The sequence below is a fragment of the Salinibacterium amurskyense genome, from assembly GCF_002797685.1.
Classification (GTDB): Bacteria; Actinomycetota; Actinomycetes; order Actinomycetales; family Microbacteriaceae; genus Rhodoglobus; species Rhodoglobus amurskyensis.
The window spans coordinates 456578-472183 of record NZ_PGFH01000002.1 but is presented as its reverse complement, the minus strand read 5'-3'; the positions used below and the strand labels follow the sequence as shown (position 1 = coordinate 472183).

Below are 15606 nucleotides of genomic sequence, written 5' to 3'. Positions count from 1 at the left end.
GACCACGCACTAATCACCCCGAAAGCACCGCCATGCCTCACGATGACACCAAGGGACTCTCCCGCCGCGGCCTGCTCGGCCTCGCCGGAGCGGGAGTCGTGGGTGCCGGTCTCGGCGTCGGCGGTGCTTTCGCGGTCAACGGTGGCGGCTCGACATCCACCAGCAATGATGTGGCGTCGACCTACCCGTTCTTCGGCGAGCACCAGTCGGGCATTATTACGCCGGCGCAAGATCGATTGCACTTCGCCGCGTTCGACGTCAACGACATCAGCCGCGACGAACTCATCGAGTTGCTGCGCGACTGGAGCTACGCTGCAGCACGGATGACGGCAGGCCAGGCCGCCGGCGAATACGGGCCTGCAGGTGGCCCCTACGACGCTCCACCGGACGACACCGGTGAGGCCCTCGACCTTCCGCCGGGCGGACTCACGATCACCTTTGGCTTCGGCCCCAGCCTGTTCGACGACCGTTTCGGCCTCGCCAGCAAGCGACCAACCGCCCTCATCGACCTCCCCAAGTTCCCCAGCGACGCTCTGCTGCCCGAACTCGTCGGCGGCGACATCTGCATCCAAGCGTGCAGCGACGACCCTCAGGTCGCCGTTCACGCCATCCGCAACCTGTCCCGCATCGCCTTCGGGCGGGCAACGCTCCGCTGGTCCCAGCTCGGCTTTGGCCGCACGTCGTCCACCACGCAGGCGCAAACGACACCGCGCAATCTCTTCGGCTTCAAAGACGGCACCGCCAACCTGCGCGCCGAAGACACCGAGGGCGTCAACGAACACGTCTGGGCAGCATCCGGAGACGGAACAGCGTGGATGGCCGGCGGCTCGTACCTCGTAAGCCGCAAGATTCGCATGACGATCGAAACCTGGGACCGCACGTCCCTGCGTGAACAAGAGACAATCTTCGGCCGTACGAAGGGCGAGGGCGCTCCGCTCAGCGGCGGCGGCGAGTTTACCGATCCCGACTTCGAGCAGACCGGTCGCGATGACGCTCCCCTGATCGACGACGCATCGCACGTGAAGCTCGCCCACCCCGACACTCATGGCGGCGCCCAGATTCTGCGTCGCGGGTACAACTTCGTCGACGGCAACGACGAGCTTGGCCGGCTCAATGCCGGGCTGTTCTTCATCAGCTTCCAACGCGATCCTGAGACACAGTTCGTGCCTATTCAGCTCGCGCTCTCTCGCAACGACCTCATGAACGAGTATGTGCGCTACGTCGGTTCAGCGATTTTCGCGGTTCCTCCCGGGGCATCATCGTCGAGCTTCATCGGCGCCGGGATGTTCGACCTCGCCTAAGCGACGGCGCTAGTTCGTGCGACAGCCCTAGTTCGTGGCGCTCACTGGCGCAACGGTGTAGTTGGCGGTGTACCCGTCGTCGGTGCTCGCAACGATAACGGCGACATTCCAAGCGTCGCTCGAGAAAATGACGGTACCTGCGCCGTCTGCCCCGCTCGCTTGCACCTGTGACTCAAAGCCGGCATCCGCAAAGGCTGCCTCAATGGCGTCGAGCGGCGACTGCGCCCCCGTCATGATCGTGACGTTATAGCCACGGCTATCGCCCTCACCTGCCGCGATACCGAACTGCACCTCACCGTCGTGCAGCGGCACGGCGCTAGGAAAGCCTTCGGGAATCTCAGTGCCACCCAAGCTCACATTGCCGCCAGTCGCCTGCTCCACGATGCCGCCAATGGGGTTCTCCCCCGAGCAGCCGGCAAGCGCCGGTGTGGCCGCGAGAGCCAGAACGAGGGCTACGGATGCGCTAACACTGTGGCGTGCGCTCAACATGACAACTCCAGAAGACGAGGGGCTACGGCTGGACGGGTCGTTAACCAACGATGCAGCCACGATCAAATGACCGTGGCTGCATCGTACTCTCTGCAGATTGCTGGCTCATGTGAGCCCGCTGCGAGATTAAGGGTTAGGCGTTCTGCTTCTTCAAGCGCGAGGTGAGACGTGCCCGCGCGTTGCTGTCGAGCTCTACCTTGCGGATACGCACGAACTCAGGAGTAACCTCAACACACTCGTCTTCACGAGCGAATTCGAGGCACTCTTCCAACGTGAGCTTGCGCGACGGAGTCATACGCTCGAACGAGTCCGAGGTCGACTGGCGCATGTTGGTGAGCTGCTTTTCCTTGGTGATGTTGACGTCCATGTCGTCAGCGCGCGAGTTCTCGCCAACAACCATGCCTTCGTACACCTCCTGCGTGGGCTCTACGAAGAACGACATGCGCTCCTGCAATGCAACCATGGCGAACGGAGTAGCAACACCGGAACGGTCGGCAACGATAGAACCGTTGACGCGCGTAACGATCTCGCCAGCCCACGGCTCGTAACCGTGCGACACCGCGTTAGCGATACCGGCACCACGAGTGATGGTCATGAACTCGGTACGGAAACCGATGAGTCCACGCGACGGAACAACGAACTCCATGCGAACCCAGCCGGTGCCGTGGTTGCTCATGCCGTCCATGCGTCCCTTACGAGAAGCGAGAAGCTGAGTGATGGCGCCGAGGTATTCCTCAGGAGCATCGATCGTGAGGTGCTCGTAGGGCTCGTGTACCTTGCCGTCGATCTTCTTGATAACCACCTGCGGCTTGCCGACAGTCAGTTCGAAGCCTTCACGACGCATCTGCTCAACGAGGATGGCAAGAGCGAGCTCTCCACGACCCTGAACTTCCCAGGCATCCGGGCGTCCGATGTCGACGAGCTTGAGCGAAACGTTACCGACGAGCTCACGGTCGAGACGGTCCTTGACCATACGAGCGGTGAGCTTGTGGCCCTTGACCTTGCCGATGATCGGCGAAGTGTTGGTTCCGATGGTCATCGAGATCGCGGGGTCATCAACCGTGATGGTCGGCAACGGGCGAACGTCGTTGGGGTCACAGAGAGTTTCACCGATGAAGATGTCTTCGAATCCAGCAACGGCGACGATGTCACCAGGGCCAGCGCTTTCGGCCGGGTAACGGTCGAGAGCCTTCGTGATCATGAGCTCGGTCACGCGAACGTTAGCCTGCGTGCCATCGTGCTTGACCCAAGCAACGGTCTGGCCCTTCTTGATCGTGCCGTTGAAGACGCGAAGAAGAGCAAGGCGGCCGAGGAACGGCGAGGAGTCAAGGTTGGTGACCCACGCCTGAAGGGGGTGCTCGTCGTCGTACGAGGGAGCAGGAACGTGCTTAAGGATCGCGTCGAACAGCGGCTCGAGGTCGTCGTTATCCGGAAGCGAACCGTTTTCGGGCTTGTTCCAGCTTGCGGCGCCGGCACGGCCCGAAGCGAAGACGACAGGAACGTCAAGAATGGCGTCCAAGTCGAGGTCAGGAACGTCATCCGCCATGTCGCTCGCAAGACCCAAGAGAAGGTCTTGGCTCTCGGCAACAACCTCGTCGATGCGAGCATCGGGGCGGTCGGTCTTGTTGACCAAGAGGATGACGGGCAGCTTGGCCTCGAGTGCCTTACGGAGCACGAAGCGAGTCTGCGGAAGCGGGCCCTCACTGGCGTCAACGAGCAGTACAACGCCGTCAACCATGCTGAGTCCACGCTCAACCTCGCCACCGAAGTCGGCGTGGCCAGGGGTGTCAATCACGTTGATCGTGATGGGACCTTCAGTGGCGTACTTGCCGTTGTAGGAAATCGCGGTGTTCTTCGCGAGAATCGTAATTCCCTTTTCGCGCTCGAGTTCGTTCGAGTCCATTGCGCGCTCTTCGAGGTGCGCGTGCGCTTCGAAGGAGTTCGTCTGGCGAAGCATCGCGTCAACGAGCGTCGTCTTTCCGTGGTCAACGTGGGCAACGATTGCTACGTTGCGCAAGTCGCTGCGAGTGGCCATAGCCATAGCAATATTCCTTAATTCATTGGAGGCTGTGCGGACTTTCACCGCAGTCGCTGCACAGAAAGTCTCGGCAGCAGATCGGCGGCCGAATGCCACCGGGTTAAGATCTTGGGAGGGTGCAGAAGATCATTCAGAGTATCCTGCTCCACCAGTTTACCCTGTTTGACAAGAAATATCGCAGCCGCCCATTCAGGGGCCCGTACTTATGGGGCTGAATGCCGGATTACGGCTTCCACTCCCACACGTTCCACCACACACCGGGGCTCAGCGACGAGAGCGAAACGTTCTCGACTTCGTCTTGATCAAAGGCGATGGTGGTCGGATGCTGAAAGAGCGGCATTCCATACGCCGACGCCCAGAGTGCGGCATCCGCTTCTTTCAACAACTCGATCTGTTCGTCACTCTCGACCGTCACGGAACTCGCGTCAGCCAGCAGCGAATCGACCGTGGCGTTAGAGAAGTAGTTGAGATTGGCGTAGCCGTCGGTGCCGAACACAGCCGGCGCAACCCCCACGCCGGGTCGCGCGCTCTGCCAGCTGAACAGCGCGGCATCATAGGCCTCGGGAGTGCCGAGAGTCTCTTGCCAGTCTTCGCTCGAGCAATCGCTGACAACAAAACCCGCTGATCCAGCGGACTCCGCAATGAGCGCGTATTCGGCCGCGCGCATGGCGTCATCGGCGTCGAACAGGATGCAGACGCTGGGCTTCGAGACGCCAGCCTCGACCAGCAATTCTTTCGCGCCGGCGATGTCAGGATCGGCGTAGTCAGCGGAACCGTTCACCGAACGGGCACCGGTGTAGCCCGGGTCACCAGGGGCAAAGAGGAACGAATCACGCGTACTGGCTCGAGGTTGCACGTCGACAAGAGCGGTTCGCACAATCTCCGCCCGCGGCACGCTCTTCAAAAATGCTTGGCGCACGAGAACATCGTCAAAGACGCCGCTCTTCGACTGAGCGACTTGCAGGTCGAGGTGTTCAAAGCTGTCGGTGAAACCATCCCGGATGGTGGCATCCATTGTGGCAAGCGCGTCACGAACATCGCTATCCATCGAAGGCACCGCGATCTGCACAGCCCCCACGAGAAGGGCTTGAGCCTGAGCGAGCGGATCGCTCATAAAGCGCACGCGAATCTCTTGGAACGTTGCTTCCCGCATGCCGCTGTAGTTTTCGTTGGCGCGCAGCGTGACGTACTGATTCGCCACGAACTCGGAGACCACATAGGGACCGCTCGAGACCAGCAGGCTCTTGTTTGCTGGCATGCCGTCGAAGTTGAAAACGGTGCTCCACGTTCGAGCGATTGCCGCGAGGTCGGCCTCGTTGTCCCCGCTGATGGCGGAGTACACGCGCTCCTTCGCGGTGATCGCATTGTCGCTCGCAAACGCCATCATTCCCACGACGTGGGCGGGCTTGGCGAACGAGCCAAGCCCAAAGAATGCCGTCTGCCAGTCTGGCGTGGGCTCATCGAAAACTAGTGTGAGCGACATCCGGTCGTCGCTCATCTGGGGAATTTCTGTGACCAGTGAGATTCCCGTGTCACCACCGGCAGTCGCATCAAAGACGACGCGCGGGTCGGAACGGTCGAGCGGTGCACCTGTCTCCGGGTCGATCGTGCTCGCGGCATCCGCATCATCAGCGTTGAGAGCACCGGATGTCGCCGCCCACTCGAGCAGCAAGTCCACGGCGTCGACAGCCGAACCATCCGACCAGCGCACACCGTCAGCCACGGTGTAGGTCACGGCTAGCGGGTCGTCAGACACTTTCTCGAAGCGCCCGAAGGACTCGTCGCGCACGAGCTCTGAATCGGAGTTGAAGTACGTAAAGCCGGTGCCCGTGGCGTAGGCGATGCTCGTGTTGGTCTCGCCAGCACCGAACGCCGTCACGGGGTTGCCCGAGGTGTACGGCTCGGTAACGGCAACCGTGAGTTCAGAACCCTCGATCGTCGGCGACGCCTGCGGAATACAACCGGCAAGCGCGATCGCGGTGGCCGCGGCCATAGCCAGGGTCGCCATGATTCTTGTGGCGCTCACTGAACCTCCTGCACACGGACTCGCAGCGCACGGTGGCACGCTAGAAACGAGTCTAAGTCAGAAGGGCCGCTCCCCGAGGGGGAACGGCCCTTCTGACTCAATAAACTAAGCGCCGAGTTGGATGTTGGCGCCGGGAATAGCTTCGAGCAGTTCCCGCGTGTACGGGTTGCTCGAGTTCTCGAACACCTCGTCTGTCGATGCGGCTTCCACGATGCGTCCACCCTGCATTACGCACACATTGTCAGCGACAAGGCGTACAACCGCGAGGTCGTGGGTAATGAACAGGTACGTCAGGTCAAGCTCCGTCTGAAGCTCCGTGAGCAAGTTGAGAACCTGCCCCTGCACGAGCACGTCGAGCGCAGAAACTGCTTCGTCGAGCACGAGAACTTCGGGCTTGAGCGCCAAAGCACGAGCAATTGCTACACGCTGACGCTGACCACCAGAGAGCTCACCGGGGTAACGGTGGCGTGCAGCCTGCGGAAGCGACACCTGATCGAGCAGTTCGCTCACTCGGTTGTAGCGTTCCTTCGTGGTGCCGAGCTTGTGAGCAAGCAGCGGTTCCGCGATCGTGTTGCCCACGCTGTACTGCGGGTCGAGTGAACCGTAAGGGTCCTGGAAGACGGGCTGAACCCGGCGACGGAACTCCAAGAGTTCCTGGCCCTTGATTCCGGCCAGGTTCTTGCCATCGAACTCGATGGTTCCGCTCGTGAGCGACTCCAGCTGCAGGATGAGCTTGGCCACAGTCGACTTGCCCGATCCGGACTCCCCCACCAGAGCGGTAGTGGTGCCCTTCTTGACGCCAAACGAGATGTCGTTGACGGCAAGGAGCTTGTCTTTACGGAAACCCTGCTTGCGAATTTCGTAGACCTTGGTGATGTTGCTCACCTTGATCAGATCTTCGTTGGCTCCAGCTCCCCGACTTTCCGCGCGAGCGATGAGAGCGTCATCGAGTGAGCCCTCACCGAAGATGCGCACGCTGTCATCCGACGGCTTCGACGACTTGATCGACTGAATACGACGCGAGGCAAGGCTCGGTGCCGCGGCGACAAGACGCTGAGTGTACGGGTGCTGCGGGTTTTCGAGGATCGCACGAGACGGTCCCGACTCCACGACCTTGCCCTTGTACATCACAACGAGCTGCTCAGCACGCTCCGCAGCAAGGCCGAGGTCGTGAGTGATGAAGAGCACCGAGGTGCCGTAATCACGCGTGAGTGTCTGCAAGTGATCAAGAATCTGGCGTTGCACCGTGACGTCGAGTGCCGAGGTGGGCTCGTCGGCGATCAGCAGCTTCGGGCGAGCCGAGAGACCGATACCGATGAGCACGCGCTGGCGCATTCCGCCCGAGAACTGGTGAGGGAACTGCTTGAGGCGCTCGCTCGCGTCACTCAGGCCTGCTTCTTGCAGAACCTCAATGGTGCGCTGACGTGCTTCCTTGCCCTGAGCGATTCCGTTCGCCTTGATCGCTTCTTCAACCTGGAAACCAATGCTCCATACCGGGTTGAGGTTCGACATTGGGTCCTGCGGAACGTAACCGATCTGGCTGCCGCGGACCTCAGCGAACTGAGAGTCGGAGAACTTGGTCAGGTCATGACCTTCGAACTCGATCGATCCACCCGAGACCTTGCCGGCACCCGGCAGGAGGCCAATTACTGCCTGGGCAGTAGTGGACTTACCCGATCCGGATTCACCCACGATGGCGAGCGACTGGCCCTGGTACAGAGTCAGATCGACACCACGGACGGCGGGAACGAGACCTCGCTGCGTCTCGAAGCCAACTTCGAGGTTGCGAATCTTGAGTAGCGGCGTTTCCTCATTCGAGGAGTCGGATGCCACGGGAACTGTTTCTGGGTTAGTCATCGGCGTGCTCTCGCTTCCGGGTCAAGGGCATCGCGAACTACGTCGCCGAACATCAAGAAGGCAAGAACCGTGATCGACAGCGCGGCCGAAGGCAGCAGCAGCGTTTGCGGGTTCGTGCGGATCGATACTCGAGCCTGGTTGATGTCATTTCCCCACGACATAACTGTCGGCGGGAGGCCAATTCCGAGGAAGCCCAGCGTGGCCTCAGCCACGATGAAGATTCCGAGCGAAACCGTGGCGATGACGATTACCGGAGCGATCGCGTTGGGGACAACGTGACGCACGAGGGTCTTGAAGCGCGAGACGCCCAGCGCGGCCGAGGCCGTTACGTAGTCAGAGTTGCGCGCCGAGAGCACGGCACCGCGCATGATGCGGGCGATCTGTGGCCAGGCGAACAACGCGAGGATCAGCGATACCGAGAGCGGGTCGCGAACAGGAACAACCGAGATGACGACGATCGCACCGAGAACGGTGGGGATCGCGAAGAAGATGTCACCGATACGCGAAACGAACGCATCGAGGAGTCCACCGTAGAAGCCCGCGAGGGCACCGACGATACCGCCGAACAGGGTGACCATGATCGTAGTCAGGAGGCCGATAGTGACCGAAGCCTGAGTTCCGAAGATGATTCGCGAGTAGACGTCGCAACCCTGGCGAGTGAAGCCGAGCGGATGCCCAGCTTCAGGGCCACCGTCGCTGAACTTGAGGTAGCACTCGGTGGGGCTGTAGGTAGCGAAGAGACTCGGGAACATGGCAACAACCACGATCACGAAAATCAATACCGACGAGATCCAGAACATCGGACGACGACGCATAGCTTCCCACGCGTCAGTCCAGGTGCTGCGGGCCTTACCCGTCTCATCCACCTGGTCGACTTCAGCCACAGGGGTTTCAGCAAGCGAAGCGATGAAGTGTTCTTGGCCGGGCCGTTCACGGCCAGTGTTGTTACTTGGCATAACGAATCCTTGGGTCGAGCGCGGCGTACAGAAGGTCGACAAGCAAGTTGGCGAGCACGAAGATGATGACCATCACCGCGACAAACGAGACGACCGTGGGGCCTTCTCCCAACGTGATTGCTCGGTAGACAGTTCCACCGACACCGTTGATGTTGAAGATTCCCTCGGTCACGATTGCACCGACCATGAGTGAACCGATGTCGACACCGAGGTAGGTAACGACGGGAACGAGTGAGTTGCGCAGCACGTGCACAGTAACGACTCGACGTCGCGAGAGTCCCTTAGCCGTGGCAGTACGCACGAAGTCAGCACCGAGATTGTCTGCGACGCTGGCTCGCGTCAAACGCACAATGTACGCGAACGAGACCGAGGCGAGCACGATGGCCGGCATGATCAGTTCGCCCCACGGCGCGTCTCCGCTGACCGTTGTTCGAGCCCAGCCCAGCTGGATGCCGAAGATGAATTGAAGTACGAAACCGACCACAAAGGTGGGAACCGAGATCAGGAGCAGGCTGATCACGAGAGCAGAAGCGTCGAAGAGCTTTCCCTTGCGAAGACCGGCGATGAGTCCGACGATGATGCCGAAGACAGCTTCAAACGCGAGAGCCAGGATGGCAAGGCGAGCGGTGATGGGGAAGGCCTGAGCCATTACATCGGAAACCGCGCGGCCCGAGAACGTCGTGCCGAAGTCACCCTGGAACAGCCCACCGATGTACAGCAAGTACTGAACGATGAATGGCTTGTCGAGGTTGTACTCGGCCCGGATGAGTTCAATGACTCCGGGAGCTGGGGGTCGATCGCCATACAGAGCAGCGATCGGATCACCGGGTACCGCGAACACCATGAAATAGATCAAGAATGTCGCGCCGAAAAACACGGGGATCATCTGGAGGAAACGCTTGCCTGCGTACCAGAACATCAGATGGTTCCCTCGAAGGAACGGATAAGCATAAGAGTCACAATCACTGAATGAGGGTACTCAGTGTAATGCCCGGGACCTAAAGCAAGCCCCGGGCACTACACGTTGAGAGTGGAAACTGGGTAAAACTAAGAGCTAATTAGCCCTTGGTTACCTCGTTGTACAGCGGGACAGAGTCCCAACCGAATACAACGTTGTCAACGCTGTCTGAGTAGACACCGGTGACGTTCGAGTACCAAAGCGGGATCGAAGGCAGGTCGACCAGGAGTACTTCCTGAGCTTCCTGGTACTTCGCCGTTGCCTCTTCTACCGACGATGCGCTAGCGCCGTCAGCAAGGATCTGCTCGAACTCAGGGCTCGAGTAGCCTTCCTTGTTCGAGCCAGCACCATCAACGTAGAGCGGGCCGAGGAAGTTGTACAGCGACGGGTAGTCAGCCTGCCATCCAGCACGCGTTGCACCGGTGAGCGCGTTAGCGTCACGGTCGTTGAGCGCGTCCTTGAAGGTGGGGTATGCCTTACCAACAGCTTCGATTCCGAGCGTGTTGCTGATGCTGTTTACAACAGCGTCAACCCATGCCTGGTGTCCGCCATCTGCGTTGTACGCGAGGTCGAAGACGGTGTCTCCGTACGGTGCGATTGCGTCAGCTTCTGCCCACAGCTTCTTAGCCTCATCCGGGTTGAAGTCAAGAACTTCAGCACCAGCAAGGTTGTCAGAGTGACCAGCGATTACCGGCGACGTGAAGTCGGTTGCCGGCGTACGAGTTCCCTGGAAAATGATTTCCGTGATCTCAGCGCGGTCGATCGACATCGAGATAGCTGCACGACGCAGCTTGCCCTCTTCGCCCGACCAGTGCTCGAGGTAGTACGGCATGTTGAACGCCTGGAAAATTGCTGCAGGCTGGTTCACCGAACGACCCGGGAAGTCCGACTCGTAGGTTGCGAATGCCGAGTCCGGGACAGCGTCGAGGATGTCGAGGTTGCCACCGAGAGCGTCAGCATATGCTGCGTCCTGGCTGGTGTAGAAGATGATCGAAACGCCGCCGTTGACAGCCTTACGAACACCGTCGTAGTCAGGGTTTGCTACGAGGTCGATCTGTACGTCGTGCGACCAAGCGTCTTCGCCATCGAGCATGTACGGACCGTTACCGATCGGGTTCTCACCGAAAGCGTCCAGGTCTTCCCAAGCAACCTCGGGCAGCGGCATGAATGCCGAGTAGCCGAGACGCAGCGGGAAGTCAGCCTCAGGGTTGATCAGGGCAACGGTGAACTCGGTGTCGCTAATGACCTCGAGGCCGGTGAGCTCTGAGTTCTCGTCGTAGCTGAAGCCCTCGATGTTGTCGAAGAAGTACGAGGAGCTCTGCGCGTTGTCGAGAAGAGCGCCGTACTGCCATGCCTTGACGAACGAGTCCGACGTGACAGCTTCACCGTTGGTGAAGGTCCAGCCATCGTTCAGCGTGACGGTCCAGTTCTGGCCGTCTTCTGATTCGATCGACTGCGCTACTTCATTTACTACATCGCCGTCAGCGGTGTAGGAAACGAGGCCAGCGAAGATGGACGTGATTACCTTGCCGCCACCGGTTTCGGTGGTGTTGGTCGGAATGAGCGACTGCTGTGGCTCGCTACCGTTTGTGGTGATGATCGCGGCGCTGTCACCTTCGGCAGGCGCCTCGCTGGCCGAGCAACCCGCAAGTGCGAGTGCTGAGGCTGACAGCAGTGCGACTGCACTGATGCCTATGCGTGATCTCTTCAATGTTTCCTCCTGTGCAGAATTGCGCTAACGGCACGGAATTTTTGACGCCGCGCCGCGCTTGATAGTTCACACCCTAAAACGGGGGGATACCCCAATCAAAACTGTAAAGCCAAACGTTACACAACGGTAACGCTCGTGAAGATTATGTGCAGACTTTGCAGATTACCCGCGCACATCGAGTGTCTTTCACAGAAATAATGCGCAATCTCGTCGAGACTCGCGCTCAGCATGGTGAGTTAACATCGAGGCATGTCGCAATCGAGCTCGACTTTAAGCCCCCCAGACACTGTTCTCATCTTCGATGGTGATTGTGCTTTTTGCACGCTCTGGGTCAATCGCCTTGAGGCACTGCTCCCCACATTTCCCGCCACAACCCCGTGGCAGTGGATCGATCTTGACGACTACGCACTCACTCAAGACGACGTCGATAAAGCGGCGTGGTTCGTGACTCCCACTCGACAATTTGCGGGCCACCTCGCCTTCTCGTTGCTCTTGAGAAGCCAACCGAACTTCGGATGGCGCTTCCTCGGGCACCTGATTGCGACCGAGCCGTTCAACACCATCGCCGCACTCGGCTACCGCTTCGTTTCGCGATTCCGTCACCGCCTCCCCGGCGGCACTCCGGCATGCGCCATGCGCCCGACCGCGTGAGCTCAGCACCAGCGGTTCTGCCCTCACGAGGCAGAATCTGGGCCGAAATTTCGATCGTTCTTGCGCTCTCGCTCGGAGCATCCGCGATTTATTCGATCGTGTCGATCACCAATCGACTCACTCGCACCGAGTCTCTTTCGCAGCAAACAGCGACGCTGAATTCCTCTCTGAGCACTCGCCCCAACTTTGACCTGATCTACCAGGTGCTCGGAATCACCTTCGACTTGGCCCCGGTCGCTCTCGTGGCATTTCTGCTGTGGAACGCCCAAAAGCCACGGCTATCTCGCTTGGGAATCGACTTCACTCGACCCGGGCGTGACGGGCTGAGCGGTCTCGCGCTCGCCCTGATCATCGGCGTCCCCGGCATCGCCGTCTACCTCGGCGGCCGGGCACTCGGGGTCACTGTGAACGTTGTTCCCGCCGCTCTCGATCAGTACTGGTGGACGGTACCGGTGTTGCTACTTTCCGCGTTGCGTGCGGGCATCACCGAAGAAGTGATCGTGATCGGGTATCTCTATGCCAGACTCGGCGATCTCGGCTGGGGGCGCTGGCAGATCATCGTGTCAACTGCGATCCTTCGCGGCACCTATCACCTGTACCAGGGCATCGGGGCGTTTATCGGCAATGTCGCCATGGGGCTCCTCTTCGGCTGGCTTTACACCCGCTACCGTCGCGTACTGCCCCTCGTGATCGCGCACACGATCATCGATGCCGCGATCTTTGTCGGTTATGGGTGGGCAGTGGGCGCGTTTCCTGCCGTGTTTGGCGTGAGCGGCGAGAGCAACTAGAACGGCGGAAACCGTGAGCGGGGAGTTTCCACACCCCCTACCTTCGGCCGTGCGCCAGGCGTAAAGTGTGTCGCATGGCTCCGGAAATCACAGTCGAAACGGTCGCATCGAAGCTCGTAGCCGGTGTGAACTTCTCCACCACGTTCGCAAGCTTGCCGCAGGACATGAGCGAAGCGATTGGCACCCTCCAGAGCGAGACGGCCAAGGCGGCGATGCAGATTTCGGGGCCCGTGATGGCTGTTTACACCGACGAGATGCATCCTGATCGACCGTGGAACTGCGAAGTGTGCGTTGGTATCGCCGAGGCGTTCACCGAGCATCCTGTTCTACGGTCTCACGAACTGCCAGGCGGCACGGTGGCCACCCTCACCCACCACGGCGCTTACAGCGGGCTCAAGGGCTCGTACGACGCCATGTTTGAGTGGTTCTCAGCGAACGGCCACACCTACGCTGGACCGCCCCGTGAGGTTTACCTCAACAGCCCCGAAGAGGTTGCGCCAGACGAGCTGCTCACCAGACTTGAATTTCCCGTCGTGCTCGCCAGCACGGAACGCCGCGCGGACTGACTCGCCCGCGCTCCCCCATCCTAAGGAAAGACGATGAAGTCCAATCCGTATCTCAGCTTCAGAGACAATGCGCGGGAAGCGCTTGGCTACTACCAATCGGTGTTTGGCGGCACCACCGCAATCAACACCTTTGCGGAGTTCAACGCTAGCGAAGATCCTGACGAACAGGACCTCGTGATGCACGGGCAGCTAGACTCCCCCGCCGGCATTACCCTCATGCTGTCGGACACCCCAAAGTCGATGGAGTACACGCCCGGCGGATCGATGTCGATTTCCATCGGGGGCTATCTCAGCGAGAAAGCCGAGATGGAAGGCTTCTGGCAGAAGCTGTGCGACGGCGGCACCGCCATCATGCCGCTAGAGACCGCCGAGTGGGGCGGCCTTTTCGGCATGGTCGTCGACCGCTATTCCGTGACCTGGATGGTCAGCATCAGCGACGACAACGAAACGCGGTGACGCCGCTCTCCCCCACCAGCCGCCAGCACTAAGTGCAGTTCGGGCGGCAGGAACGCTGACTCAGAGCATCCACGAGCACCTTGCCCAGGTCTTCGGGAACGGTTGCCGAGTAGGCAGCCCCACCTGTCGACTGGGCAATCTCCGTCATTGACTTGAGGTCGGTGTCAGGACCGAACCCGATGAGAATGACAGGAACGGGCTGCGTCGGATCTTCGAGAGCCTTCAGGTTCTTCAAGAGCGCGTTGAGGCTAATACCGTTGTCGTCTTCGTTATAGCCATCGGTGATCAGAAGCACCGAGTTGATCTTCGACGGGTCGTAGTCTTCCTTGACGCGCTTTACCGCGGCCAAAATCGTGTCGTAGAGGCCGGTGTAGCCATAAATCCGATCGGGCAATGACGCCACAACACCGTTGATCTGAGCGACGTGTGCCGGGTCAGAGAGCGGAGCGATGGGCGAAAGGTCTTCCCAGTCTTGGGTCCCCACGCGGTTTTGCGAGAAAGCCCAGACGCCGAGCTCGGCTTCACCCGAGAACTTCGACAACGCCTCGCTCGCAGCGAGCTGGAACACATCGATACGGCGCAAGCCATTGTTGGCGGGCTCGAGCATCGATCCCGACACGTCGATCACGACGAGGAGGCGCGAGCGAAGCGTGAGCACACTCCATGACCGCAGTATCTCGATCTGCACGGCGGCATCCGCCGTAGGCTTCGCTTCTGTTGCGGTCTCGGGAACGCCGGCGACGCGCAAGGCGCCACCGCCATCGGCATCGCGGAAGCCTTCACCGGCGAGCACCTCACCCGACGAACGGGTAGCGGCGGCAAGCGCTGCCAGCACCGAACTCGGGGCATCGGCCGCGGTGTTATCGCTTGCGGTTGCTGCTGCGGCACCGGTGCTGCTGGCGCCCGTTGCGTCAGCATCGGTCTCGCTGTCACTGTCACTGCCACTGTCGCTGCCACCAACTTCGACAAATGGGTAGGTCAGTTCGACCGTTCCATCAGACGGGTAGATGGCAATCACGGGCGAGGACGGCGTTGACGTGTTGTAGGCGGCCACCTCGCGCTCGGTAGTAATCACAACAGTCGGAAGCGTTGCCTCCGAGGCGAGCGTGAAGGCCTCCTCTGTCGACTGCGGAATCGTCTTACCGATCGCGATCATCGCGCCAGCAAATTGACGCGGGTCTTCCGTCGACGACACCGATTGAATTTGAGCCAGACCGGCGAGGCTTGCCGTTGACGCTTCCGGGTCGGGCAGCAGCGTCGACACTGAGCCGGAGAGCAGCGACGACCACGACAGCGGTTCGTCACCGAGCTTGGATACTTGCGACGCAGTGGTAGCAAGAACCACAGGAGTGCTGGCGACGTAGTCAGTGATTTCTAGCTGCGGCGCGGTGCGGCCGAGCGAGGAAGCCATCGATTCCACGCGGTCGAGCCAAGCGGCGGAATCAGGAACCCAGGCATCGACATCTCCTGAGGCACCCGAGGCAAAGAGAGCTGCGGTGTCGGCCGAGAGCAACGAACGTACCTCGGTATTGGTGCAGTTGCCGTCGGCTTCATCGAACTCTGCGGCGACAGCGGTGAGGGTAGGAGCGATCGACGGGTCAGCGGCAATAACGACGGGGCGGATGTCGGAACAGCCCCCAGCGAGCGGCGTGACCGCATTCGTGATCCAACCAATGGCGCCAAATTGAATACCGGCGAGGGCGAGCGATGCGATTGAAACGAGGGCAATGGGCACAAGCCACCACCGCTTCTTCCACCGTTGCCAGAAGGACTTACGGTGTCGATGCCGTCGAGTCGTCACGAAGGTCT

13 protein-coding genes are annotated in these 15606 nt (G+C 60.3%); 5 read left to right on the top strand and 8 right to left on the bottom strand.

Annotation, left to right across the window (positions count from 1 at the left end; genetic code table 11):
• Nucleotides 1-32: 32 nt before the first annotated feature.
• The gene (gene efeB, locus CLV85_RS11405) at nucleotides 33-1301 is read left to right on the top strand and encodes an iron uptake transporter deferrochelatase/peroxidase subunit (RefSeq protein WP_100389741.1); all 1269 of its coding nucleotides are present in this window, start codon (nucleotides 33-35) and stop codon (nucleotides 1299-1301) included.
• A gap of 27 nt (nucleotides 1302-1328) precedes the next feature.
• On the opposite strand, the gene CLV85_RS11400 is transcribed toward efeB, so the two are convergent.
• The 7 genes from CLV85_RS11400 to CLV85_RS11370 all read right to left on the bottom strand — a co-directional run bounded on the left by CLV85_RS11400 (nucleotide 1329) and on the right by CLV85_RS11370 (nucleotide 11336).
• Nucleotides 1329-1790 carry a hypothetical protein gene (locus tag CLV85_RS11400; protein WP_100389740.1) on the bottom strand — a complete coding sequence of 154 codons (462 nt, stop codon included), beginning with the start codon at nucleotides 1788-1790 and terminating at the stop codon, nucleotides 1329-1331.
• Nucleotides 1791-1923: 133 nt separating this feature from the next.
• Nucleotides 1924-3831 carry a translational GTPase TypA gene (typA, locus tag CLV85_RS11395; RefSeq protein WP_100389739.1) on the bottom strand — a complete coding sequence of 636 codons (1908 nt, stop codon included), beginning with the start codon at nucleotides 3829-3831 and terminating at the stop codon, nucleotides 1924-1926.
• Nucleotides 3832-4051: 220 nt separating this feature from the next.
• Nucleotides 4052-5854 carry an ABC transporter family substrate-binding protein gene (locus CLV85_RS11390; RefSeq protein WP_229820593.1) on the bottom strand — a complete coding sequence of 601 codons (1803 nt, stop codon included), beginning with the start codon at nucleotides 5852-5854 and terminating at the stop codon, nucleotides 4052-4054.
• Between the two features lie 105 nt (nucleotides 5855-5959).
• On the bottom strand, nucleotides 5960-7711 hold the full coding sequence (locus tag CLV85_RS11385; protein WP_100389737.1) for a dipeptide ABC transporter ATP-binding protein: 1752 nt from the start codon (nucleotides 7709-7711) through the stop codon (nucleotides 5960-5962).
• Nucleotides 7708-8667 carry an ABC transporter permease gene (locus tag CLV85_RS11380; protein WP_100389736.1) on the bottom strand — a complete coding sequence of 320 codons (960 nt, stop codon included), beginning with the start codon at nucleotides 8665-8667 and terminating at the stop codon, nucleotides 7708-7710. Before CLV85_RS11380 ends, CLV85_RS11385 begins: the two co-directional genes overlap by 4 nt.
• Nucleotides 8657-9586 (bottom strand): ABC transporter permease, encoded by a 930-nt coding sequence (locus CLV85_RS11375; protein WP_100389735.1) that lies wholly within the window; start codon nucleotides 9584-9586, stop codon nucleotides 8657-8659. Before CLV85_RS11375 ends, CLV85_RS11380 begins: the two co-directional genes overlap by 11 nt.
• A 139-nt stretch (nucleotides 9587-9725) precedes the next feature.
• Nucleotides 9726-11336 (bottom strand): peptide ABC transporter substrate-binding protein, encoded by a 1611-nt coding sequence (locus CLV85_RS11370; protein ID WP_100389734.1) that lies wholly within the window; start codon nucleotides 11334-11336, stop codon nucleotides 9726-9728.
• Nucleotides 11337-11585: 249 nt separating this feature from the next.
• Here CLV85_RS11370 and CLV85_RS11365 point away from each other — a divergent pair, with 249 nt between their 5' ends.
• The 4 genes from CLV85_RS11365 (at nucleotide 11586) to CLV85_RS11350 (ending at nucleotide 13797) form a co-directional block, all read left to right on the top strand.
• Nucleotides 11586-11987 carry a thiol-disulfide oxidoreductase DCC family protein gene (locus CLV85_RS11365; protein ID WP_100389733.1) on the top strand — a complete coding sequence of 134 codons (402 nt, stop codon included), beginning with the start codon at nucleotides 11586-11588 and terminating at the stop codon, nucleotides 11985-11987.
• Entirely contained in the window at nucleotides 11963-12775 is an 813-nt protein-coding gene (locus tag CLV85_RS11360) for a CPBP family intramembrane glutamic endopeptidase (protein WP_100389732.1), read from the top strand. Before CLV85_RS11365 ends, CLV85_RS11360 begins: the two co-directional genes overlap by 25 nt.
• Nucleotides 12776-12849: 74 nt before the next feature.
• Nucleotides 12850-13341, top strand: a complete 492-nt coding sequence (locus tag CLV85_RS11355) for a GyrI-like domain-containing protein (RefSeq protein WP_100389731.1) — start codon at nucleotides 12850-12852, stop codon at nucleotides 13339-13341.
• A gap of 33 nt (nucleotides 13342-13374) precedes the next feature.
• The gene (locus tag CLV85_RS11350; RefSeq protein ID WP_100389730.1) at nucleotides 13375-13797 is read left to right on the top strand and encodes a VOC family protein; all 423 of its coding nucleotides are present in this window, start codon (nucleotides 13375-13377) and stop codon (nucleotides 13795-13797) included.
• 28 nt (nucleotides 13798-13825) lie between these two features.
• On the opposite strand, the gene CLV85_RS11345 is transcribed toward CLV85_RS11350, so the two are convergent.
• Nucleotides 13826-15598, bottom strand: coding sequence for a VWA domain-containing protein (locus CLV85_RS11345; RefSeq protein ID WP_158592997.1), 1773 nt, complete (start codon nucleotides 15596-15598; stop codon nucleotides 13826-13828).
• Nucleotides 15599-15606: the final 8 nt, after the last annotated feature.

Excerpts from the sequence above, each read along its gene's own strand:
- CLV85_RS11355 (WP_100389731.1), top strand. The coding sequence starts at position 12,850 with ATGGCTCCGGAAATCACAGTCGAAACGGTCGCATCGAAGCTCGTAGCC.
- typA (WP_100389739.1), bottom strand. The coding sequence starts at position 3,831 with ATGGCTATGGCCACTCGCAGCGACTTGCGCAACGTAGCAATCGTTGCC.
- CLV85_RS11375 (WP_100389735.1), bottom strand. The coding sequence starts at position 9,586 with ATGTTCTGGTACGCAGGCAAGCGTTTCCTCCAGATGATCCCCGTGTTT.
- CLV85_RS11400 (WP_100389740.1), bottom strand. The coding sequence starts at position 1,790 with ATGTTGAGCGCACGCCACAGTGTTAGCGCATCCGTAGCCCTCGTTCTG.
- CLV85_RS11385 (WP_100389737.1), bottom strand. The coding sequence starts at position 7,711 with ATGACTAACCCAGAAACAGTTCCCGTGGCATCCGACTCCTCGAATGAG.
- efeB (WP_100389741.1), top strand. The coding sequence starts at position 33 with ATGCCTCACGATGACACCAAGGGACTCTCCCGCCGCGGCCTGCTCGGC.
- CLV85_RS11365 (WP_100389733.1), top strand. The coding sequence starts at position 11,586 with ATGTCGCAATCGAGCTCGACTTTAAGCCCCCCAGACACTGTTCTCATC.
- CLV85_RS11350 (WP_100389730.1), top strand. The coding sequence starts at position 13,375 with ATGAAGTCCAATCCGTATCTCAGCTTCAGAGACAATGCGCGGGAAGCG.
- CLV85_RS11380 (WP_100389736.1), bottom strand. The coding sequence starts at position 8,667 with ATGCCAAGTAACAACACTGGCCGTGAACGGCCCGGCCAAGAACACTTC.
- CLV85_RS11360 (WP_100389732.1), top strand. The coding sequence starts at position 11,963 with ATGCGCCATGCGCCCGACCGCGTGAGCTCAGCACCAGCGGTTCTGCCC.